Annotated in this window: 17 protein-coding genes; 7 read left to right on the top strand and 10 right to left on the bottom strand. The window is 72.5% G+C overall.

All coding sequences use genetic code 11. From position 1 onward, the window contains the following. Positions 1–4 precede the first annotated feature (4 nt). From AC1C2V_RS11280 to AC1C2V_RS11265, 4 genes are all read right to left on the bottom strand, one after another. Positions 5–2473 carry a glycoside hydrolase family 10-like protein gene (locus AC1C2V_RS11280; RefSeq protein WP_495389705.1) on the bottom strand — a complete coding sequence of 823 codons (2469 nt, stop codon included), beginning with the start codon at positions 2471–2473 and terminating at the stop codon, positions 5–7. Between the two features lie 80 nt (positions 2474–2553). Beyond that, positions 2554–3459, bottom strand: coding sequence for a carbohydrate ABC transporter permease (locus AC1C2V_RS11275; protein WP_495389704.1), 906 nt, complete (start codon positions 3457–3459; stop codon positions 2554–2556). Next, positions 3459–4445: a carbohydrate ABC transporter permease gene (locus AC1C2V_RS11270; RefSeq protein WP_495389703.1), complete on the bottom strand. Its 987-nt coding sequence runs from the start codon at positions 4443–4445 to the stop codon at positions 3459–3461. The genes AC1C2V_RS11275 and AC1C2V_RS11270 overlap by 1 nt, the downstream gene beginning before the upstream one ends. 57 nt (positions 4446–4502) lie before the next feature. After that, positions 4503–5789, bottom strand: coding sequence for an ABC transporter substrate-binding protein (locus AC1C2V_RS11265; RefSeq protein ID WP_495389702.1), 1287 nt, complete (start codon positions 5787–5789; stop codon positions 4503–4505). Positions 5790–5939: 150 nt separating this feature from the next. Between AC1C2V_RS11265 and AC1C2V_RS11260 the strand changes: the two genes are divergently transcribed. From AC1C2V_RS11260 to AC1C2V_RS11250, 3 genes are read left to right on the top strand one after another with little or no spacing between them, the layout of a single operon-like run. Further along, positions 5940–6686: an N-acetylmannosamine-6-phosphate 2-epimerase gene (locus tag AC1C2V_RS11260; protein ID WP_495389701.1), complete on the top strand. Its 747-nt coding sequence runs from the start codon at positions 5940–5942 to the stop codon at positions 6684–6686. A gap of 10 nt (positions 6687–6696) precedes the next feature. After that, the gene (locus AC1C2V_RS11255) at positions 6697–7722 is read left to right on the top strand and encodes a Gfo/Idh/MocA family protein (RefSeq protein ID WP_495389700.1); all 1026 of its coding nucleotides are present in this window, start codon (positions 6697–6699) and stop codon (positions 7720–7722) included. Next, positions 7719–8765, top strand: a complete 1047-nt coding sequence (locus tag AC1C2V_RS11250; protein ID WP_495389699.1) for a Gfo/Idh/MocA family protein — start codon at positions 7719–7721, stop codon at positions 8763–8765. Before AC1C2V_RS11255 ends, AC1C2V_RS11250 begins: the two co-directional genes overlap by 4 nt. Before the next feature lie 24 nt (positions 8766–8789). On the opposite strand, the gene AC1C2V_RS11245 is transcribed toward AC1C2V_RS11250, so the two are convergent. Next, positions 8790–9200 (bottom strand): VOC family protein, encoded by a 411-nt coding sequence (locus tag AC1C2V_RS11245; RefSeq protein ID WP_495389698.1) that lies wholly within the window; start codon positions 9198–9200, stop codon positions 8790–8792. Between the two features lie 100 nt (positions 9201–9300). Here AC1C2V_RS11245 and AC1C2V_RS11240 point away from each other — a divergent pair, with 100 nt between their 5' ends. Next, a complete protein-coding gene (locus AC1C2V_RS11240) occupies positions 9301–10308 on the top strand; it encodes a helix-turn-helix transcriptional regulator (protein ID WP_495389697.1) in 1008 nt (335 codons plus the stop codon). Here the strand turns inward: AC1C2V_RS11240 and AC1C2V_RS11235 are convergent. From AC1C2V_RS11235 to AC1C2V_RS11225, 3 genes are all read right to left on the bottom strand, one after another. Continuing rightward, positions 10303–10989: a DUF4287 domain-containing protein gene (locus AC1C2V_RS11235; RefSeq protein WP_495389696.1), complete on the bottom strand. Its 687-nt coding sequence runs from the start codon at positions 10987–10989 to the stop codon at positions 10303–10305. The two genes, AC1C2V_RS11240 and AC1C2V_RS11235, sit on opposite strands and share 6 nt — an antisense overlap. A gap of 235 nt (positions 10990–11224) precedes the next feature. After that, the gene (locus tag AC1C2V_RS11230; protein ID WP_495389695.1) at positions 11225–11884 is read right to left on the bottom strand and encodes an NADPH-dependent F420 reductase; all 660 of its coding nucleotides are present in this window, start codon (positions 11882–11884) and stop codon (positions 11225–11227) included. Next, positions 11881–12969, bottom strand: coding sequence for an LLM class flavin-dependent oxidoreductase (locus AC1C2V_RS11225; protein ID WP_495389694.1), 1089 nt, complete (start codon positions 12967–12969; stop codon positions 11881–11883). Before AC1C2V_RS11225 ends, AC1C2V_RS11230 begins: the two co-directional genes overlap by 4 nt. A 106-nt stretch (positions 12970–13075) precedes the next feature. Between AC1C2V_RS11225 and AC1C2V_RS11220 the strand changes: the two genes are divergently transcribed. Both AC1C2V_RS11220 and AC1C2V_RS11215 read left to right on the top strand, forming a co-directional pair. Further along, positions 13076–13543: a MarR family winged helix-turn-helix transcriptional regulator gene (locus AC1C2V_RS11220; RefSeq protein WP_495389693.1), complete on the top strand. Its 468-nt coding sequence runs from the start codon at positions 13076–13078 to the stop codon at positions 13541–13543. A 64-nt stretch (positions 13544–13607) separates the two neighbouring features. Next, a complete protein-coding gene (locus AC1C2V_RS11215; protein WP_495389692.1) occupies positions 13608–15254 on the top strand; it encodes a DHA2 family efflux MFS transporter permease subunit in 1647 nt (548 codons plus the stop codon). A 148-nt stretch (positions 15255–15402) separates the two neighbouring features. On the opposite strand, the gene AC1C2V_RS11210 is transcribed toward AC1C2V_RS11215, so the two are convergent. Together AC1C2V_RS11210 and AC1C2V_RS11205 are read right to left on the bottom strand one after the other, a co-directional pair. After that, a complete protein-coding gene (locus tag AC1C2V_RS11210) occupies positions 15403–18021 on the bottom strand; it encodes a M64 family metallopeptidase (protein WP_495389691.1) in 2619 nt (872 codons plus the stop codon). A 134-nt stretch (positions 18022–18155) separates the two neighbouring features. Next, positions 18156–19517 carry an MFS transporter gene (locus AC1C2V_RS11205; protein ID WP_495389690.1) on the bottom strand — a complete coding sequence of 454 codons (1362 nt, stop codon included), beginning with the start codon at positions 19515–19517 and terminating at the stop codon, positions 18156–18158. A gap of 288 nt (positions 19518–19805) precedes the next feature. On the opposite strand from AC1C2V_RS11205, the gene murA reads away from it, so the two are divergent. Continuing rightward, positions 19806–21122: a UDP-N-acetylglucosamine 1-carboxyvinyltransferase gene (murA, locus tag AC1C2V_RS11200; protein ID WP_495389689.1), complete on the top strand. Its 1317-nt coding sequence runs from the start codon at positions 19806–19808 to the stop codon at positions 21120–21122. Positions 21123–21175 lie beyond the last annotated feature (53 nt).

The following is a 21175-nucleotide window of genomic DNA, read 5'->3' as shown; positions in this document are numbered from 1 at the left end:
TGCCTCATCGCATGTGCCTCCGCTGCGCGTACTGCAGGTAGCTCCCGGCGTCGCCGAGGCCCTCAGTGAGGCGCGCGGCGACCCCGGAGTCCATCCGGCCCGCGTCCGCCTGGCGCGCGACGTCCTCCGTGAGGGTCGCGAGGAGGGCGCCGGCGCCGCGCAGCTCGCCGTCGGTGACCTTGCCGCCCGCGAGCAGCTTCTCGGCCGCCGCGATGCGGGCCCGCAGCGAGACCGCCTGGGCCCGCCGGACGCCGCCACGGTCGACGTACGTGGTGGCGAGCTTCTGCCGCGCGTCGGCGAGCACGGCCCGGGCCGCGTCCACGGGGTGCTCTCCCGGCGACACGGCTTCGCCGCGCCACGGCCCGGCGGACAGCGCCGCGACGTGCGACCAGCCGGCCTGGCCCCACGAGAAGATCACGGTGCCCGCGTCGAGGTCGGCCGCGGCCTGGGTCTGGTCCACCGTCGCGTCGGCGCCGAACCGCGAGATCATCGAGCTGAGCCCGGTGTAGACGAGCTGGTCGCCGGTCATGACGGTCGTCACCCGGTCGACGTCGGCACGGATCGCGTCGAGGCTGGTCGTGTAGTAGGCCTGCGGGATCACGACGTCGAGGTCGTCGCTCCACTGGTCGATCTTCGCGGCCTCGCTGCCCATCTCCGGGGCGTCGGAGACGACGGCGCCCGCGTCGACGGACTTCACCCGGTCGTAGACGTCAGCCACCATGGCGTTCTCGAGCTCCTCGACGAACGTCGTCCACGTGTCCCAGAGCTCGCTGTCCGGCGTGAGCGTGACGGGGTCGACGCCGTGCTCGGCCTCAAACGCTGCCCGCGACTCGTCGGAGTAGCCGAACGTGTCGGTCCACTCCTCGGCCTCCTGGTAGCGCATGTAGTCGAGGTCGATGCCGGCGAGGTCGTAGCGCTCGACCATCTCCGCCAGCACGTCGAGCAGGTACGTGCGCGCCTCGTCGTCGGCGACGTCGAGCCAGTAGAACCCGTTGGCCGACGGCGTCGGCTCGTCGGAGTCCGCCGCGTCCTGCGGCTGGGCCAGCCAGTCGGGGTGCGCGGTGCCGATCGCGCCGACACCGGCGTCGCCGTCGTTGCCCACCCCGAGCCCGGTGATCCAACCGTGCAGGGAGATCCCGGCGTCGTCGGCGGCGGCCTTCCACGCGGCGAGCGGGTCGAAGCCCTCGAACTGCGGGCGCTGGGCCGGCAGCCCGGCGGCGACGGCGACGTCGCTCGGGTAGATGGTGTAGCCGTCGTAGAAGACCTCGAGGTACAGCTCGTTGACGCCGGCCTCGGTCATGTCCGCGATCGTGGCCCGGATCTGCTCGGGGGTCGTCTCGGACGCCTGGTACCAGACGCCGCGCGCCTGGGCGACGCGGCTCGGCATCGAGCTGGTCGTCGCGGCGCGGGCCGCCTCGGCGGCCTCGTCGGCGTAGAAGAGGGCGACCTGGTCGTCGCTGTCCTGCGCCTCGCGGGCTTGGTCGAGGAGGTCGGAGGCCTGGTCCAGGCTCGCCCGGGCGGAGTCGAAGTCGCCGTCGACGTACTCGTCGTAGCGGGACTCCACCGTCTCCTGCGCGGCCTCGACGCCCGCGGCGACGCCGTCCAGGACGACCCCGACGTCGCTGCGGATGCGCACGGTCGAGCCGGTGATCTCGACGCGGGCGCCGAGGATCGAGTTGGCCGTGAGGAAGTCGGCGGCCAGGCCGTTGCCGCTCAGCACGTACCCGTCGGCGGGGATCGTGGAGTTCTGTGAGCCGAGCGCGGTGACGACGCCGTCCTGCACGGTCAGCTCGTCGCCGTAGGCGTTGGTGCCGGTCTGCGCGCCGAACGCCGGGGTGTACCGGACGAGCTGCTCGGCGCCCCGGTAGCCGGGGAACTCCGCGCCCTCGGGGTTCGTCTCGGGGGTGGGGTCGACCACGCTGAGCTCGCTGCTCGCGTCGGTCGCCGTCGGGCGCGTGACCGTCAGCTCGTCGCCGACGGCGACGTGCTCGGTGAGGAACTCGACGGGATCGGGCTCCGCGTCGTCCTCGTCGGCGGGGCCGGCGCTGAGCACGAACCCGTCGGCCGGGACGTCGTGGTCGCCGCCCGTGCCCGTGTCGGCGGAGCCCACCTCGGTCACGCGGTAGGTGTTCGGGGTCGAGGTCTCGACGACGACAGCCTCCGCGCCCCACGCGTTCGTGAAGGTCGAGAAGCCGTAGTCGGGCGTGTACCGCACGAGCATCCCCGCGCCGCGGGCGACGTCGTCGCCGTCGATCGCCCACTGCGCCCCGTCAGGGGCCGTGACGACGGTGCTGGTGGAGGCGTCCGGCGTGTCGGCGGACGTGTCGGCGGACGTGTCGGCGGACGTGGCGCCGGACGCGAGCGGGGCGACGAGGCCGGCGCCGGTGACGGCGAGGCCGAGGGCGAGGACGGTCCGCAGCATCGCGGAGGCCGGCCTGCGGGAGAACGGGGGTGCGCTCCGAGCTGGGTGCATGGATACCTCTCCTTGGGTGGGGGGCAGGCTGGACCACCCCGCCGCGCGCCGTCGTCGGCACGCGGCGAGGACGGCAGGCGTCAGCCCTTGATGGCACCAGCGGCGACGCCTCGGAAGAAGTGCCGCTGGAGCAGGAGGAAGAACAGGACGACCGGGAAAAAGGCGATCATCGTCCCGGCGGAGATCACGCGCTGGTTGGAGGAGAAGGCGCCGGCGAGGTACTGCAGGCCGACGGTGAGCGTGAGGTTCTCGGGGGTCGAGAGCACGAGCAGGGGCCACAGGAAGTCGTCCCACGCGGCGACGAACGCGAAGATCACGATGACGGCGATCATGCCCTTGACGTTCGGCAGCGCGATCCGCCAGAAGCGCTGCCAGACGTTCGCGCCGTCGACGAGCGCCGCCTCGTCGAGCTCCTTCGGGACGGACAGGAACGCGGTCCGCATGAGGAGGATGTTGATCATCCCGACCATGCCGGGCAGCGCGGCGCCGAGGAGCGTGTCGGCCAGCCCCATGTCGCGCACGGTGAGGTACTGGGCGACGATCGTCGCCTCCGCGGGCAGCAGCATCGTGCCGAAGATGACGCCCACGACGAGGCCGCGGCCCCGGAACTTCAGGCGTGCGAGCGCGTAGCCCGCCATCGTGGCGCCGACGACGTTCCCGAGCACGACGAGTGCGGCGACGATCACCGAGTTGAGCGCGAACCGCAGGATCGGCACGGTCTGGGCGGCCTCGACGTAGTTGGCGAGCGTCGGGTCGGAGGGGATGAGATCCGGCGTCCGGCTGTAGACGTCGTCCGCGGGGCCCTTGAGCGAGGTGGAGAGCTGCCACAGAAAGGGGCCGACCGTGATGACGAGCACGACCAGCAGCAGGGCGTACCGCACGATCAGCTCGCGGGTGCCCACGGAGTCCGGGGCGAAGCCGCCGCGGGCGCGCCGCCGCCGGGGCGCCGGGGCCGGTGCGTTCGGGGTCTCGAGCGTCGTTGCCATCAGTCGGCCTTCTTCTGCAGGCGTGCGGTCACGATCAGGGGGATCAGGGTGATGAAGAACAGCAGCACCGACAGGGACGACGCGTAGCCGAGGTTCCCGTTGAAGCCGCGCGTGTACATCTGGATCAGCATCACGACGGACACGTCCTCGCCGCCGGGGCCGCCGCCCGACCCGCCGAGCACGTAGAGCTCCGAGAACACCCGCAGCGCGCCGATCGTGATGAGGACGCCGATGAGGAACATCGTGTTGCGGATGCTGGGCACGGTCACCGCCCAGAACCGGCGCCGCGTGCCCGCGCCGTCCATGGCCGCCGCCTCGTGCAGCTCCCGCGGGACGCTCCCGAGCGCCGAGACGTAGATGATCATGTAGTAGCCGAGGCCCTTCCAGACCGTCAGGCTGATGGCGCTGAAGAGCAGCAGCCAGCGATCGGTGAGGAACGGGATCGCCTCGGTGATGAAGCCCAGGTTCTGGGCGATGCCGTTGATCGCGCCGCGCTCGTCGAGCAGCCAGCTCCAGATGAGGCCGACCACGACCGCCGAGGCGACGACCGGCGTGTAGAACATGGTGCGGAAGAAGCCGATCCCGGGGATCTTCTTCTCCACGAGGAGCGCGATCAGCAGCGGGAGGAACAGCAGCAGCGGCAGGCACACGACGAGGTAGACCGCGATGTTGATCAGCGCGACGCCCAGCTGGTCGTCCTGCAGCATCTGCCCGTAGTTGTCGAGCCCGGTGAACGTGCCGCCGGAGAGCATCTTGGCGTTCGTGAACGACAGCATGACGATGTTGGCCGCCGGCGCGACGTTGAAGACGCACAGGAAGAAGAGCGCGGGGAGCAGGAAGAGCCACGGCGTGAACCAGCGGTGGCTCCGGGTCTGCCCGTGCGTTCCGGGAGCCCGGCCGCGGCGTCGTCCTGCGGGAGCGGGGGCGGCGTCCGCGCCGGGGGACGGGACGCGCGAGGGCGCCGGGGTCCCGGTGGTGGTGCTCATGGGGTCTCCTCGATCGGGGCCCGGGCGCCGCGTCCAGGACGCGGCGCCCGGGGTTGATCACTCCTGGGGAAGCATCGCGTTGCACTTCTCGACGGCGTGGTCGAGGGCCTCGCGCGACGTCTTCTGCCCTGTGACGGCGGCGGAGATCTGCTGGTCGATGATCGTCGACATGGCCGCGTCGCGCTGCGGCGGCTCGAGCACCTGGGCGGTCTCGAGGCCGGCGAACGCGAGCTCCGTGGCGTCGCCGAGGTCCGTGCCGTCGGACGCGTCGAAGGAGCCCTGGGACGAGGCCGTCGACGGGAAGATCCCGGGGACGAGGTCGGCGAAGGCTTCCTGGTTCTCGGCGTTGGTCAGGAATCGGGCGAGCGCGATGGCGGTCGGCAGGTTCTTCGACGTCGTCGGCACGGAGACGCCCTGGACGTCGAGGGGCGCGGTGCCGAAGTGCGGGGTGGCCGCGATCTTGCCGTCGAGCGACGGGTTGTTCTCGACCGCGCCGGCGATGAAGTTGCCGCCGCCGGAGGTCCAGGCCGCCGTGCCCTTGGTGAAGATCTCGTTGCTGTTGCCGAGCTTGTCGGTGAGGACGGCCTCGGGGAGCAGGCCGTCGGCGTACGCCGCGCGGTACCGGTCGAGGAGCTCGACCGCCTCGTCCGTGTTGAAGACGAACTCGGTGCCCTCGTCGTTCATGATCGGCACACCCTGGGACGCGAGGTCCTTGGTGGTGGGCTTCATGCTCAGCAGGTAGGTGTCGCCGCCGTTCGCCTTCTTGAGCTCGCGGGCGGCGTCGAAGAGCCCGTCGAGGTCGGTGGGCAGGTCGGCGGCGTCGACGCCGGCCTCGGCCAGGGCGTCGGTGTTCCAGTAGTTGACCTCGGTGGTGAGGTACCACGGGTAGGCGAAGGTGCCGTCGACCCCCGGGAACTCGAACCCTGCCACGGCGCCGTCCACGTAGGTGGAGCCCAGCTCCTCGTCCGCGGCCGACACGTCCTGCAGGAGCCCGAGGCTCGCAAGCTGGTAGGCGAACGTGGGCGTCGTGTTGGTGACGTCCGGCAGCTCGCCCGCGCTGGCCTGGGCGAGGAGCTTGTCCTCGTAGCCCTCGCCGGGCTGGTCGATCCACTTCACCGACGTGCCGGGATACTCCGCCTCGAAGTCTGCGATCACGCCCTCGAGGTAGTCGGAGAAGCCCGACTTGAGGCTCCAGGTCTGCAGCGTCACCTCGCCGGTGATCTCGCCGTCGGTGCTGGCCGTGTCGTCGTCGGCCCCGGCGGTGCCCGAGAGCCCGCACCCGGTGAGCGACAGCAGCGCCGCCCCCGCTACTACGGCCGCGACGTGTCGCCTTCGTCCACGCATCTGGTCCTCCGCTTCATCGTCCCGAGGAGTTCGTGATCGAACTCGGTTGAACATTAGCGGTATAGACCAATCTGTCAACTACGGCCCGGAACCGCCCTTGGAGCGCGATCCGATTGGTGGGGGGCCCCCAGGTTGGTATATACCAACCTGATGACTTCCATCCCCCCTACCTCGATCGCCGACACCGTCGGACCCGCGCGGCCGGACGCGGTACGCGCGCTGGCGGGCGGCCTGGTGGTCTCGGCGCAGACGCACCGCGCCGGGGGCCCGCTCGACGACGCCGCCACGCTGGTCCGGCTCGCGCGTGCCGCCGAGCTCGGCGGCGCGCGCGGCTTCCGGGTCGCCTCCCCGCAGGTCGTCGCCCTGCTGCGCCGGCAGACCGCCCTGCCGTTGGTGGGGATCACCAAGCGCCACACCCCCGGCAGCGAGGTCTACATCACCCCGTCCGTGGCCGAGGCCGTGGCGCTCGCCGAGGCGGGGGCCGACATCGTCGCCGTGCAGTCCGCGCGGACGTCCCGGCCCGCGGAGCCCTTCGACGAGATCGTCGCCGCCTGCCACGCGCGGGGGGCGGTGGTGCTCGCGGACTGTGCCACCTACGACGAGGCCGTCGAGGCCGTCGAGGACGGCGCCGACCTCGTCGCGACCACCCTGGCCGGCTACACCACGCAGACCCGGCACGTGGTGCCGCCCGACCTCGACCTCGCCGCCCGGCTCGCGCGGACGATACCCGTCCCCGTGATCGTCGAGGGCGGGGTCTGGGACCCCGCGACCGTGGCCGCCGCGTTCGAGGCCGGAGCGCACGCCGTCGTCGTCGGGTCGGCTGTGACCGACCCGGAGCGCATCACCCGCCGGATGGTCGCGGCTGCCGCCACGGCCCGTCGGCCCCGCAACGACTGAGGAGACTTCCATGCCCACCACCGTCGGACTCGTCGGGGCCGGAGGGATCGCGGTCGAGCACGCCGCGGCCTGGTCCGCGCTCGGCGTCCGGATGATCGTCCACAGCGCGGACGGCGCCGAGCGGCTCGCCGCCGCGCACGGCGCCGGCGTCGCCGCCTCGTTCGACCACCTGCTCGACCAGGTCGACACGGTCGACGTCCTGGTGCCGACACCGTCGCACCACGGGTACGCCCTGCGCGCGCTCGAGGCCGGCAAGGACGTCGTGTGCGAGAAGCCGATGGCCCGTACCGGCGAGCAGGCGGCGGAGCTCGTGCGGGCCGCCGCGCGCGCCGGCCGGCACCTGTACCCCGCGCACGTGGTGCGGTTCTTCCCCCAGTACGCCGCACTGCACCGCGCGGTCCGCGCCGGGCGTGTGGGCAGGCTCGCCGTCCTGCGCCTGACCCGCAGCGGGGTCTTCCCGTCGTGGTCGCCGTGGTTCGCGGACTTCGGTCAGTCGGGCGGCATCGTGATGGACCAGATGATCCACGACCTCGACGTCGCGCGCTGGCTCGCGGGCGAGGTGGTCGAGGTCTACGCGACGCAGCGCACCATCGGCGATGGCCCCGACACACGGCAGACCGCCCATGTGACGCTGACCCACGAGGATGGGGCGATCAGCCACGTCGCGGGCGTCTGGGGCCCGCCGCACCTGTCGTTCCGGACGACGTTCGACATCGCGGGCGACGACGGCGTGCTGCGGTTCGATTCCGCGGAGCAGCCCGCGGTGCGCCTCGACCTCGGCCAGGGGGTAGGGGGCGAGATGCGCCCGCCCACGGACGGGCCGGAGAGCCCGTACCTCACGCAGATCCGTGAACTGGCAGCGGCGATCGACGGCGGGCCGCCGCCACGGGTGAGCGCGGTCGACGGCGCGATCGCGGTCGAGATCGCGTCGGCCGGCCTCGCCTCGCTCGCCTCGAGCGAGCCGGTGACGCTCGACACCGCCGCGCGCGTGCGCGAGCTTTCCGGCGACGCGGCGACACAGGGGGGTGCGGCATGAGCGCGGCCCCGGCCGGAGGTGACCTCAAGGTCGCGGTGCTGTCGTTCGCGCACACTCATGCCGAGGGCTACCTCTCGCTGCTGGCCGCGTGGCCGGGCGTGGAGCTCGTCACCAGCGACCCGGACGGCGCGCCCGAGGACGGCGACCGCGGCCGCCCGCTCGCCGAGCGGTACGGGGTGCGCTACCTCGACAGCTACGAGGAGGTATTCGCCTGGGGCCCCGACGCGGTCGTGGTCTGCTCGGAGAACGCCCGCCACCGCCCGCTCGTCGAGCAGGCGGCGCGTGCCGGCGCGCACGTGCTGTGCGAGAAGCCGCTCGCGACCACGATGGCCGACGGGCGGGCGATGGTCGACGCATGCGATGTCGCCGGCGTCTCGCTCATGGTCGCCTACCCGGTCCGGTTCAGTCCCGAGTTCGCGACCCTCCGCGAGCTCGTGCGCGCCGGCGCGCTCGGCGAGGTCCTGGGCATCGCGGGCGCCAACAACGGCAAGCGGCCGTCCGGTCGGCCATGGTTCGTCGACCCGGAGCTCGCGGGCGGCGGAGCCCTCGTCGACCACGTCGTCCACGTCGCGGACCTCGTCGACGTCCTGCTCGGGGAGCCTGCGCTCACCGTTCGTGCGGCGACCAACCGGATCCTGCACGCGGACAGCGAGGAGGTGCGTGCGGAGACCGGGGGCGTTGTCGACGTGACCTACCCGTCGGGCGTCGTCGTGGCGGTGGACTGTTCGTGGAGCCAACCTGACGGGGCGCCGACCTGGGGCGGGCTCAAGCTCCGGGTCACGGGCACCGACGGGGCGGGGGAGATCGAGCCGTTCGGGGCGCACCTGGGCGGGACGACCCGGCAGGGCGCGGCGTGGGTCGGCTTCGGGAGCGACGTCGACAGCGCGATGCTGGGGCACTTCCTCGATGCCGTGCGCTCGGGGACGACGCCCCAACCGGACGGCGCGTCCGGGCTGCGGACCCTGCAGATCGTCGTTGCCGCACAGGAGTCGGTGCGGACCGGTCGGACGGTCCGCGTGGACCAGGGAGCTGCCCGCGCCTGACCGGCCGCTCGGCTGCGCAGCCGCTCAGCTGCGCAGGGACGCGAGCACCTCGTCGTAGTGCGCGTTCTCCATCACGCCGAGCACGTTGCCGAACGGGTCGACGACGGACGCGGTGACGAACCCGGGGCCGCGCTCGACCGGCGGCATGTGCTCGGCGGCGCCGAGCGCGAGCAGCCGGTCGTGGGCCGCCCGGACGTCGTCGACCGCCCAGTACGCGATTGCGCCCGCCGCGCCGTCGGGCTGGGGCGGGGCGAACCGTAGGTCCATGAGACCGAGCTCGTGCTGGTAGTCGCCGATGCGGAACTCGGCGTAGGCGAGGGCGCCGTCGGCCTCGCGGGCGAAGTAGGCGTCGGTGCCCAGCACCTCGGCATACCAGTCGCGGGCGGCCGCGACGTCGTCGGCGAGGTAGGTGATGGTGGTGAGTCCGCGCAGCATGGTGGTCCCTCTCGTTCGTGGCGCCGGCGGCGCCTGCTGAAACCCATCGTGGCCGCCAAAGTGCTCACCTACTGACTACTTTTCCTGCCAGGCTTCGAGCATGCGTGCCGACCGGCTCATCCAGGTCCTGCTCCACCTGCAGTCCCGCCCCCGCGTGACGGCGGCCGAGCTGGCCGACGCCCTCGAGGTCTCGGTCGCCACCGCGCGTCGCGACCTCGAGGCGCTGTCCGCCGCGGGCGTGCCCGTCTACCCCCAGCCGGGGCGCGGCGGGGGCTGGTCGCTGGTGGGCGGGTCGCGGACGGACCTGAGCGGGCTCACGGCTCCCGAGGCCCGCGCGCTGTTCCTGCTGGCCGGGCCGGGGGCGTCGTCGTCCGACGACGCGCGGGCGGCGCTGCGCAAGCTCGTGCGCGCCCTGCCCGCGACCTTCCACGCCGAGGCCGAGGCGGCCGCCTCCGCCGTCGTGGTCGACCGGGAGCGCTGGAGCACGACCGGGCGCGAGCGCCCGCCGGCGGTGGACGTGCTGCAGCGCGCCGTCGTCGAGCGCCGGCGCGCGCGGATCGACTACACGGGCGCGACCGGGCGCCCGTCCCGGCGCGACGTCGACCCCTGGGGTCTCGTCGACAAGGACGGCGTCTGGTACCTCGTCGCCGGGACGGACCGAGGGCCGCGCACCTACCGCGTGGACCGCGTCGACAACCTGGAGGTGACCGACGAGCCGTCGTCCGTCCCCGACGACCTCGACCTGACCGCCCAGTGGGAGCGGGTGGTCGGCGAGGTCGAGGAGCGGCGTTCCGCCACGTGGGCGACCGTGCTCGTGGCCGCGGAGCACGTCGGCGTGCTGCGCGCGCAGTTCGGGCGGCACACGCACGTCGAGGAGTCCGGGTCCGTCGAGGAGTCCGGGTCCGTTGAGGAGTCCGGGCACAGGGCGGACGGCAGCCGCGCGCGGGTGCGCGTCGGCGCGCCCACCCCGCTCGACGTCGCCCGCCACCTGGCGGGCTGGGGCGCCCAGGCCGAGGTCCTCGGCCCGCCGGCCGTGCGCGCGGAGCTCGCCCGGCTGGGCGCCGAGCTGGTCGCGGCGTACGCCGGCGGGGCCGACGCTCCGTCATGACCCCGCCAGCGCCTCCAGCCACTCGCCCCAGAAGGCCTTCCAGTGCTCGGCCTCGGCGGCCGACGCGATCTGCTCGTGCGTCGCCGAGACCCGCAGCTGCCCGCCCGCCGGCTCCAGGGCCACGAGGAGCAGGCCACGCGGCCCGTCGGCGTCGGCCACCGCGAACCGGGGGACCTTCGTCCCCGGGCGCGAGCGCAGCGTCAGCGTGAGCCCGGGCACGAGGTCGGCGCGGTCGGCGTCGTCGAGGAGGAGCGCGCGCAGGGCGTCGGCGTCGAGGTCGAGCAGGCGCGACCGGCTGACGGAGAACGTGCCGTCCGGGCGCTGGCCCGGCACGCGCAGGCCGGTGATGCGCTCGTAGCCGACGGTGACGGACTGCGCCCACCACCCCGGCACGTCGTGGTGGGCGGCCACCCAGGCGGCGATCGCCGTGTGGCCGGCGGCGCGGCCGGGGCCGGCGTCGACGAGCTCTACCCACTCGTCCCAGCCGTGGCCGGTGTTCTCGCGGATCGCGTCGCCGGACACGTCGGGCTCGGAGACCCAGGGGCGCCGGGAGGTTCCGGAGGGCGCGGCGTCGCGCGGCGTGGCCGCGTCGATCAGGGCACGGCGGGCGGCGCCGTATTTCTCGCCGGTGGTGGTCATGCGGGCGCGGACGCGTTTCTTGAACGACTCCTGCGTGGTCATGCGGACTCCTGCGTGCTCGCTCGGTGCGCCACCCGCGGCTCGCGCCCGCCGGCAGGGCACCTCGGAACACGGTGTCCGTGCCACGCCGAGCACTCGAGGTCCCCTCTGCCCCCACCGCTCGCGCGGTCCCGGTGGCGCGAGCACCGGTCCGGGGGTCGGGCGGGACGTGCCGCCCTGCCGACCAGCATAGGTCGAGCCTCCAGGTGCGTGCCTTCTGCGCCTTCCTGCGGCGTCGTCAGCCGGCGGGCGCGACGAGCGCGCGCAGCGCGTCATGGGGGAGGTTCGCGCCGAAGGCCGGCGTGCCGGGCTGCAGGTGCGCCCCGCTGGACAGCGGGCCGGCGACCACGGGGTCGAAGCCGATCCGGTCGACGAGGTCGGCGACCTGCCGCACGTCGTCCGGCTCGTCCCCGGCGACGGCGATCGCCTTGCGGCCCGGTACGCCGGCGGGCCGCGCCCCGGCGTCCAGGTCGTGGTAGCCCATGTGGTTGAACGCCTTGACCACGCGCGATGCCGGGAGGGACGCCTGCACGAGCTCGCTCGTCGAGGCGGCCGGGTCGCTCAGGTCCGCGCGGTGCCCGTCGACCTCCCACCAGTAGTTCATGGCGTCGACGACGAGCTTGCCGGCCAGGGCGTCCGCGGGCACGGTGCGGTACCGGCCGAGCGGGAGCGCGAGCACGACGACGTCGGCCTTGGCCGCGGCCTCCTGGGCCGTGACGGCCTGCGCGCCGGGGGCGAGGACCTCGACCGTGAGCGCGATCTTCGCCGGGTCGCCGGAGCCCGCGACGAGCACGCGGTACCCCGCGGCGACGGCCAGCCGGGCCAGCACGGTCCCGACCTTCCCCGCCCCGAGGACGCCGAGCGTGGCGGCCCCGTCGGGGGACGACGGCGCGGTCATGCCGCGTCACCGCCCGCGGCGGCGCCGACGGCGGCGGCCTTGCCGGACGCGGCGCTCTCCGCGACCAGCTCGCGGACCCGCGGGATCACGCGGGTGCCGAACAGCTCGACGTTGCGCAGCCGGGCCTCGGCGGGCTGCGCGCCGGTGGTGTAGATCATGTCGAAGCGGCCGACGCCGAGCTGGCCGACGGCGGCCGCGATCTTGCGCGCCACGGTCTCGGGCGAGCCGACGTACAGCGAGCCGTGCGCCACCTCGGCGTCGAACTCCTCGCGGCGGATCGGCGGCCAGCCTCGCAGGGCGCCGATGCGGTCGCGCTGCGTGCGGTAGTGCGGCCAGAAGACCTCGACAGCCTCGTCGTCGGTGTCGGCGACGAAACCGGGGGAGTGCATGCCGACGGGGTGCGCCGTCGTCCCGAGCTGGTCCGTCGCGCGCCGGTACAGGTCGACGTACGGGGCGAACCGCGCCGGCTCCCCGCCGATGATCGCGATCATGAGGGGCAGGCCGTAGTGCGCCGCGCGGACCACGGACTGCGGGGAGCCGCCCACGCCGACCCACGTCGGCAGGCGGCCGGACTCCGTCTTGGGGAAGACGTCCGCGTCCTTCAGCGCGGGCCGGGTGGTCCCGTTCCACGTGACGGGCTTCTCGGTGAGCAGCTCGGAGAAGAGGTGGATCTTCTCCTCGAAGAGCAGGTCGTAGTCGGCCAGGTCGTAGCCGAACAGCGGGAAGGACTCGGTGAACGAGCCGCGTCCCAGGATGACCTCCGCCCGCCCGCTCGACAGCGCGTCGAGCGTCGCGAAGCGCTGGAACACCCGGACGGGGTCGTCGGAGGAGAGCACCGTGACGCCCGAGGCGAGCCGGATCCGCTCGGTCCGGGACGCGATCGCGGCGAGCACCGTCTCCGGTGTCGAGACGGCGTACTCCGGCCGATGGTGCTCGCCGAGGGCGAGGACGTCGACGCCGACCTGGTCGGCGAGCGTCGCCTCCTCGACGACCTGGCGGATCGCGGCGGCGTGCGAGATGAGCTCGCCGTCGGCGCCGATCGGGCGGTCGCCGAACGAGTCGAGTCCGAGCTGGAGCGTGGTCATGGTGGCCCTCCTGTGTGGCAGGCCGGTCCCGGCCTGCTCGAGTGACGTCTCGTGGACGCTGGGGTAACGTCGGAATTGACGTGTCAATTCCCGGAGGGGGTACGAGGTGGACCAGATCGGTCCCGGCCCGAAGCAGACGACGACGAGCGAGCAGCTGCGCATCTGGCGCGACTTCGTCGAGACCACCGAGGCGCTGCGGTCGCGGCTGTCGTCCCGGCTGCAGGCGGAGTCGTCTCTGTCGTCCGCCGACTACGCCGTCCTGCTCGCGCTGCACGACGCGGAGGGCCACTGCCTGCGCTCGTCGGCGCTCGCCGAGGCCGTCGGCTGGGAGCGCAGCCGCCTCTCGCACCAGGTCGGTCGGATGGAGCGGCGCGGCCTGGTCGCGCGGAAGGGGGGCCGGTCGGCCGGCGTCGCGCTCACGGACGACGGCGCGGCGACGTTCCGCCGCGCGTCGGTCGCGCACCTGCGCGTCGTCCGGCAGCTGTTCGTCGACGCGCTCACCGACGACCAGCTCGCCGCGGCCGGCGAGATCGCCGCCGCGCTGCGGGCCGCGCTGGACCGCCCGGAGGGCTGAACCGGGCGCTCGGCCCGGCCCGGCACGGGGCGCGCGCGTCGGTAGCCCGTGCCACGCTCGTCGCATGTCCACCACCTCCGGGCGCGCCCCGGTGACCCCGCTCGTCGACCTGCACGGACGGTCGGCGTGGAGCGTGCTGCCGCCGCTCATCCTCGGCTTCTTCATGATCATGGTCGACACCACGATCGTGAACATCGCGATCCCCACGCTCACCGACCAGTTCTCCGCCTCGCTCATCGAGGTCGGCTGGGTGAACAGCGCCTACCTGCTGTCGTACGCGGTGCTCATGCTCCTCGCGGGGCGGCTCGGCGACAGGTACGGGCAGAAGGCGGTGTTCATCGGGGGGCTCGTCGTGTTCACGGTCTTCTCGTTCCTCTGCGGGTTCTCCGGCAACATCGGCTCGGAGTCGGAGATCGGCTGGCTGATCGCCTTCCGCGTGGCGCAGGGCGTGGGCGCCGCGATGATGACGCCGCAGACGATGTCGATGATCACGCGCGTCTTCCCCGCCACGCAGCGCGGGGCGGCGATGGGGCTGTGGGGCGCGACGGCGGGAGTCGCGACGATCGCCGGGCCGCTGCTCGGCGGGATCTTCGTGGAGACGATCGGCTGGGAGTGGATCTTCTACGTCAACATCCCGGTGGGGGTGGCGGCGCTGTGGTTGGCGGTCGCCCGGCTGCCGCACCTGCCGTCGCACGGCACCACCATGGACCCGCTCGGCGTGGTGCTGTCCGTGGTAGGCCTCGCCGCGCTGGTCTTCGGCCTGCAGGAGGGGGAGAACTACGACTGGGGCCACATCTGGGGCCCGTTCTCCGTCTGGTCGGTGGTGGGCCTCGGCGTCCTCGTGCTGGCCGCCTTCGTGTGGTGGCAGCACCACCTGGGCGCGCGCGCCCTGCTGCCGCTGCGGCTCTTCCGGTCGCGTAACTTCTCGCTCGCGAACGTGGACGGCATGGTCGTCACGTTCGCGATGATCGGCATCTTCTTCCCGCTGACGATCTTCCTGCAGTCGATCCTGGGGCTGTCGCCGATCCAGGCGGCGCTCGTGATGGTGCCGGGGTCGCTCGTGTCCGGCGTCGTGGCGCCGTTCGCGGGCCGGCTCTCCGACCGGATCCCGGCCAAGTGGGTGGTGACCGCCGGTTTCGCGGCGATCGCCGGGTCCGTCGTGTGGATCTCGGGGGTGCTCGACCCGGACCTCTCGCCCTGGGCGCTGCTGTGGCCGATGGCCCTGTTCGGCCTCGGGACCGGCCTGACGTTCTCCCCGCTGTCGAACCTCGCGACGTCCGGGCTGGACGCGCGCACCGCCGGCGCCGGGGCGGGGGCGTTCAACACCAACCGCCAGGTGGGCGGCGTCATCGGGTCCGCGGTCGTGGTCGCCATGCTCTCCGCGCGGCTGAGCGTCACGGTGCCCGCGGCCGCGCAGGACCTCGCCGCCGGGCTCCCCGAGCAGTACCGGCAGGCGTTCGTGGACGGCATCGCGCAGGCGAGCGGCTCCCTGGGGACGTCGTCCGCCGGCGCGGTGCAGCTGCCCGACTCGGTGCCCGCCGCGGTGGCCGAGCAGGTCGGCGCGGCCGCCCAGCAGGCCTTCCTCACCGGGTTCGCCGATGCCGCCGCGCAGACGCTGCTGGTGGTGGGCGCGGTCCTCGTGGTGGGCGTGGTGTGCGCGGCGTTCATGTCGCCGGTCCAGCACCACGAGGACGTCGCCGCCGCTGGTTGAGCCTGTCGAAACCAGCCTGTCGAAACCCAGTACGGGGTTTCGACAGGCTCAACCGGCGTGGCGGGTTTCGACAGGCTCAACCGGCGTGGCGGGTTTCGACAGGCTCAACCGGCGGCGGCTGGCTTCGACAGGCCCGGCCGGCGCGGGGTCAGAGGCTGCCGCAGTCGCCGGAGGCGGAGCCCGTCACCTCGTTTGCAGCCCCGAAGTCCCGGGGAGCCGCGCTGTTGCCGGAGCAGGCCAGTGAGCCGGAGACCCGGTTGCCCACGAGCACCGGCCCGTACTCGCCCTCGTACCGGCTGTAGCGCTCGTTCGCCTGGCGCTGCGTGTTGCCGTCCAGCGCCACCGACCCGCGCAGCGTCGACCCGACGACCGTGACGTCCGCCGTCGTGCCCGTGATGCGCACGGAACCGGCGACCGCACTGTCGAACAGCTGCACGGCCTCGGCGCCGACCGCTGACAGCGTCCCGGTGACGGACGAACCGACGGCCTTGAGCGACGCCCCGGCCGCGACGTCCACCCCGCCCCGCACGGTGGCGCCGTCGAGGCAGGTGGTACCCGCCTTCACCGCGAGCCGCCCGTTGACGGCCCCCGAGACGGTCCGGTCGCACTCCAGCTCGGCGCCCGGTATCACCGTGGCGTCGAACGAGTCCGCCGCGCCGATGTTGCCGGCGGGGTCGATGGCGCGGTGCTCGACGGTGTGGGTGCCGAAGCCGGGCACGAACGGGCCGCCCGGATCGCCCTCGTCGTACTCCTGCTCGAAGGCGGCCTTGGACATGCCGCCCGAGCCGAGCGAGCCGTAGACCAGCGACTTCGCGACCTTGCCCGAGTGCGAGAACGTGAACGGCGCGTCCTTCTGCTCGGGGAACCCGAAGTAGTTGAACCACCCGTCTCCGTCGAGCCGGAGCTCGCCGACCACATAGGGGTCGCCGTCGTACCCGGTGTGGTCGTCGGTCGGTTCGAGCGTCATGTCGAACTCGTCGAACCAGACGCCGTGGTCGGGGTCGTCCGCCACGGTGGCGAGCGGCTCCGACAGCGTGCGGGGCGCCGTCGGCATGACGGCGTCCACCGCCCAGGTCAGGGTCGTCGGACCGACACCTGCCGCCGGGTCGGTGACGGTGGCGGCGAGCTCGTGGGTCCCGCCCGGCAGCCCGAGCGATCCCAGGTCGAGGGTCCGGTCGGTCGTGCCGGCCACGGCCTCGCCGTCCAGCTCCCATGCGACCTCCAGCGCGCGGTCGGCCGGATGGCCGGTCTGCACGTAGGCGATCTCGTCGGCGGCCAGCGGCCGGCCGGTGGGGGAGCTGGCGGTCACGGGCTCGACGTCGGCCCCCGGTGTCTGGGGTGCCGTCGCCTCCCCGACGGTCCACTGGCGTGTCTGCACGAACCGCGGCCCGTTGTACCCGGAGTCGGTCGTGGTGTTGCCGGTCGACGGGTTGCGCACCCAGTCGAGACCGTCCGGGCCGACCGGGTCGCGCGCCTCGACGTGCAGCACTGTGCCCGGCTCGAGGCCGAGCTCGGCCAGGTCGAGGCTGCGGGCGTTGCCGGTCTCGAGCACGTCACCGTCCGGCCCTCCCGCGCGCCACGTCACGTCGAGCTGGTGGAACCGCGGCTGCGTGGTGTCGACCCACACGACCCCGTCGCGCGGCACCTCGCCCTCGGGCGTGGACGGCAGCGACATCTGGCCGGCGTTCCGCTGGCCCGTCAGCCGCGCCACCATGTGCTCCAGGCCCACCTGGTCCCAATGGAAGCCGAGCCACCGCATGATCGAGTGCTGGCTCGGGCGCCAGACGTCCGAGCCCCGCGTCGCCCCGGACTCGTGCCCGTCAGGGTCGGCCGCCCGGATCGTGCCGCCGGACAGGCTCTCGTCGCCCAGCCACCGGAACCACTTGGAATGCGAGTCCGTCATCTGCTGCGACGTCATGCGCGTGTGGTGGAACGACCCCGGCTCGCGGTCCGGGTGCGGTGCTCCCGGCGTCGGACGCAGCGAGTAGGGGTACTCATCGGCCATCTGGCCCAGCGAGTGCCCCAGCTCGTGCAGCGACACCAGCGGGCCCTGCGGGCTGCCGCCCGAGGTCGTCGCCTGCGTACCGCCGATCCCGCCGTAGGTGAACGAGTTGAAGACGGCGAGGGTCTGCAGGTTCTGGGCGTCGAAGTCGATCCCCAGCTCGGGGGCGACGTAGTTGAGCAGGTAGAAGTCGTGCTGCTGCCGGCCGGTCGGTGCGGTGCCGGCGTCGTCGCCGCCTCCCTGGCCGGCAGCGTTGTTGTAGACGACGCCGCGTGCCAGCGGGTCGTCGCAGCCGGGCCCGAAGACGAGCCGCAGCGGTGTGATCTTGTCGGGGTCGGGGCCGCCCTCCTCGTCGGGGTCGCAGCGCACCCCCGACTCTCCCGAGACGATGTCGAGCCGGTACACGTTGACGTAGTGCCGGTAGCTGCGGAACGGCTCCACGCTCCACTGCACGTTCTGGTTGCGCTCGACGTCGGCGGCGCACTTCTCCTGCTCCTGCGACGTGTATCCGTCGCACATCACGATGATGTTGAGCCGCTCGGACGGGTCGCCCGTCTCCTGCAGCGGCACGAGGCGGGCGCTGTCGACCTCGCCCCACTCCGGGAGGTCGTCGTCCGCCGCCCGCTGCGTCGTCGTCGTCGGTGCCGTCGTCGGTGCCGACGCCGATGCCGGCGCTGCGGTGGCGCCCACCGCTGTCGCGAGCGTCGCCGCCACGGCCACGGACATCGCGACCGCCCGGCGTCTCCGGTTGCTCGACCTGGTCATGTGAGATCCCCTCTCCCCGGCGTGCGCCGGACGGCGCCAGCCTGCCGTGTGACGCGGCTCACCGCCCGCCGGGGCCGAGGCGCGAAAGAGCCCCGGTCACGGGTGACCGGGGCTCGTTCGGGGGGTGGCGTCGGTCAGTGACCGATGTCGTCGTCGAAGTCGACGTCCTTGGTCTCGCGCTCGAGGAAGAGCGCGACCAGGGTGATCCCGGCCATGACGGACAGGTAGACGCCCACGAGGACGGGCGAGTCGGTCGTGCCCCACAGCCACACGGCGACGAACGGCGCCACCGCCGCCCCGAGGATCGACGACACGTTGTAGGCGATGGCCGAGCCGGTGTACCGCACGTTGGCCGGGAAGAGCTCCGGCAGCACCGCCGCCATCGGGCCGAAGGTGAGACCCATCAGCGTGAACCCGAGGATGAGCAGCGTCATCACGCCGACGGTGCCGGCCGCGAACAGCGGAACGAAGAGCAGGCCGAACACGGCGATGGCGCACGTGACGACGATCAGGTGCGCGCGGCGGCCGAACCGTTCCGCCAGCGGGCCGGAGACCAGGGTGAAGATGCCGAAGAACACCACGCCGACGATGAGCATCCAGAGGAAGTCGACCTTCTCGTACCCGAGGCCGGCGGGGGAGTCGGCCGTGGCCGTGGCGGACGCCGTCCCGAACGTGAGGGTGAACGTCGTCATCAGGTAGAACAGCACGTACGTGGCGAGCATGATGAACGTGCCGGAGACGAGCTTGCGCCACGAGCTGCGGAACACCAGTGCCACCGGCACCTTCGCGACGGCGTCTTCCTCGACCACCTTCTGGAACGCCGGGGTCTCGATGAGCTTGAGGCGCACCCACAGGCCGACGATCACGAGGATCGAGCTGGCCAGGAACGGCACCCGCCAGCCCCAGGCCTGGAACTGCTCGGCGCTCAGGTTGCTCGAGAGCCCGATGAACACCAGGTTCGCGAGGATGAAGCCGATGGGCGCGCCCATCTGCGGGAAGGTGCCCCAGATAGCGCGCTTGCCCGCGGGGGCGTTCTCGGTGGCGAGGAGGGCCGCGCCGCTCCACTCGCCGCCGAGGCCGAGGCCCTGGCAGAACCGGCACAGCACGAGGACGGCGGGCGCCAGGACGGCCCAGCCGGGCGTGCTTGCCGCCGGGATGAGGCCGATGACCACGGTGGCGATGCCCATCGTGAGCAGCGACGCGACGAGCGTCGTCTTACGTCCGATGCGGTCGCCGAAGTGCCCGAAGAGCACCGAGCCGACCGGGCGCGCGACGAACGCGACGCCGAAGGCGGCGAAGGACGCGAGGAGCGCCGTCGTCCCGTCCTGCCCCGGGAAGAAGAGGGCGGGGAAGACGAGGGTGGCGGCGGTCGCGTAGGCGTAGAAGTCGTAGAACTCGATCGAGGTGCCGATGAGCGAGGCGACGACGACGCGGCCGCGCGAGTTGACGGCCGGCGCCGGCGTGCTCGGGGCGCCGGTCGTGACAGGGGTGGACATGGTCGACGACGGTACGACGCCATTTCGCGTCATGAACTGCGATCTCACGATCTGGCCGCGCGCCCTGCTGCGAGCGGGTGCCCGGCGCGTGAAGGTGTGGTGAACGTGAATAAGGTGACCGTGGCGCGTGTTGGCACCACCGGGCCGGGCGAGGCAGGATCGACGGCGCCGCGACGGTCACGGGGGAGCCTCCCGAGCGAGACATCTGGGGCGCCGACCCGCGACAAGGCCGCCAACCCGGCGGCACCACTGTGACTGCATCCGTAACGACGGGACGACGACGACGATATGAACGATCTGCTGCGCGTGAACGGCGGGACTCCGCTCGAGGGCACCATCACGGTGCGTGGGGCGAAGAATTTCGTCTCCAAGGCGATGGTGGCCTCCCTGTTGGGTGAGTCGGCGAGTGTGTTGCGGAATGTGCCGCAGATTCGTGATGTGGCGGTGGTGACGGGTCTGTTGGAGCTGCACGGGGTGACGGTGAAGTCGGACCCGGACGGCGGGATCCTGGATCTTGATCCGTCGAACGTGGAGTCGGCGCATGTGGCGGACATCGACACGCACGCGGGGTCGTCTCGGATCCCGATCCTGTTCTGTGGCCCGTTGCTGCACCGGTTGGGGGAGGCGTTCATCCCGGATCTGGGTGGGTGCCGGATCGGGGATCGTCCGATCAACTACCACCTGGACATCTTGCGGCAGTTCGGTGCGGTGGTGGACAAGCTGCCGAACGGGATCCAGTTGCGTGCCCCGCGCCGGTTGCAGGGTACGAGGATCTCGTTGCCGTACCCGTCGGTGGGTGCCACGGAGCAGACGTTGCTGACGGCGGTGCGCGCGGAGGGCATCACCGAGCTCACGGGTGCGGCGATCGAGCCGGAGATCATGGATCTGATCGCGGTGCTGCAGAAGATGGGCGCGATCATCTCGGTGGACACCGATCGGGTGATCCGGATCGAGGGCGTGGACCGGCTGGAGGGTTACTCCCACACCGCGTTGGGCGACCGGATCGAGACGGCGTCGTGGGCGGCGGCTGCCCTGGCCACGGGCGGGGACGTGACGGTCAAGGGTGCGACGCAGCCGGAGATGATGACGTTCTTGAACACCTTCCGGAAGGTGGGTGGCCGGTTCGACGTACAGGAGGACGGGATCCGGTTCTGGCACCCGGGTGGGGATCTGGACCCGATCGTGCTGGAGACGGACGTGCACCCGGGCTTCATGACGGACTGGCAGCAGCCGCTGGTGGTGGCGTTGACGCAGGCGAAGGGCCTGTCGATCGTGCACGAGACGGTGTATGAGAACCGGTTCGGGTTCACGGACGCGCTGCGCAAGATGGGTGCGACGATCCAGGTGTACAAGGAGTGCTTGGGTGGGCGTGACTGCCGGTTCGGGCAGCGTAATTTCCATCACTCGGCGGTGATCTCGGGTCCGACGCCGTTGAGCGCGGCGGACATCGTGGTGCCGGATCTGCGGGGTGGGTTCTCGCATCTGATCGCGGCGTTGGCGGCTCAGGGGACGTCCACGGTGCGGGGGATCAGCTTGATCGATCGTGGGTACGAGGCGTTCCAGGAGAAGCTCGTCGCCCTCGGCGCCGACGTCTCCCGGGGCTGACGCTTCTCGCTGGCGCAGGCTCGACCGACGAGAAGCGGGAGGTAGGCTCTGGG

Source organism: Isoptericola sp. Y541 (assembly GCF_059445465.1).
The sequence above is the reverse complement of the archived record's forward strand: the minus strand, read 5'-3'. Positions and strand labels throughout refer to the sequence as shown.

Bases quoted from the DNA above. Each gene is read 5' to 3' on its own strand.
- AC1C2V_RS11265 (WP_495389702.1), bottom strand. From the start codon at position 5,789: ATGCGTGGACGAAGGCGACACGTCGCGGCCGTAGTAGCGGGGGCGGCG.
- AC1C2V_RS11210 (WP_495389691.1), bottom strand. From the start codon at position 18,021: ATGACCAGGTCGAGCAACCGGAGACGCCGGGCGGTCGCGATGTCCGTG.
- AC1C2V_RS11235 (WP_495389696.1), bottom strand. From the start codon at position 10,989: ATGACCACGCAGGAGTCGTTCAAGAAACGCGTCCGCGCCCGCATGACC.
- AC1C2V_RS11205 (WP_495389690.1), bottom strand. From the start codon at position 19,517: ATGTCCACCCCTGTCACGACCGGCGCCCCGAGCACGCCGGCGCCGGCC.
- murA (WP_495389689.1), top strand. From the start codon at position 19,806: ATGAACGATCTGCTGCGCGTGAACGGCGGGACTCCGCTCGAGGGCACC.
- AC1C2V_RS11225 (WP_495389694.1), bottom strand. From the start codon at position 12,969: ATGACCACGCTCCAGCTCGGACTCGACTCGTTCGGCGACCGCCCGATC.
- AC1C2V_RS11270 (WP_495389703.1), bottom strand. From the start codon at position 4,445: ATGAGCACCACCACCGGGACCCCGGCGCCCTCGCGCGTCCCGTCCCCC.
- AC1C2V_RS11255 (WP_495389700.1), top strand. From the start codon at position 6,697: ATGCCCACCACCGTCGGACTCGTCGGGGCCGGAGGGATCGCGGTCGAG.
- AC1C2V_RS11275 (WP_495389704.1), bottom strand. From the start codon at position 3,459: ATGGCAACGACGCTCGAGACCCCGAACGCACCGGCCCCGGCGCCCCGG.
- AC1C2V_RS11250 (WP_495389699.1), top strand. From the start codon at position 7,719: ATGAGCGCGGCCCCGGCCGGAGGTGACCTCAAGGTCGCGGTGCTGTCG.
- AC1C2V_RS11215 (WP_495389692.1), top strand. From the start codon at position 13,608: ATGTCCACCACCTCCGGGCGCGCCCCGGTGACCCCGCTCGTCGACCTG.
- AC1C2V_RS11260 (WP_495389701.1), top strand. From the start codon at position 5,940: ATGACTTCCATCCCCCCTACCTCGATCGCCGACACCGTCGGACCCGCG.
- AC1C2V_RS11230 (WP_495389695.1), bottom strand. From the start codon at position 11,884: ATGACCGCGCCGTCGTCCCCCGACGGGGCCGCCACGCTCGGCGTCCTC.
- AC1C2V_RS11280 (WP_495389705.1), bottom strand. From the start codon at position 2,473: ATGCACCCAGCTCGGAGCGCACCCCCGTTCTCCCGCAGGCCGGCCTCC.
- AC1C2V_RS11240 (WP_495389697.1), top strand. From the start codon at position 9,301: ATGCGTGCCGACCGGCTCATCCAGGTCCTGCTCCACCTGCAGTCCCGC.
- AC1C2V_RS11245 (WP_495389698.1), bottom strand. From the start codon at position 9,200: ATGCTGCGCGGACTCACCACCATCACCTACCTCGCCGACGACGTCGCG.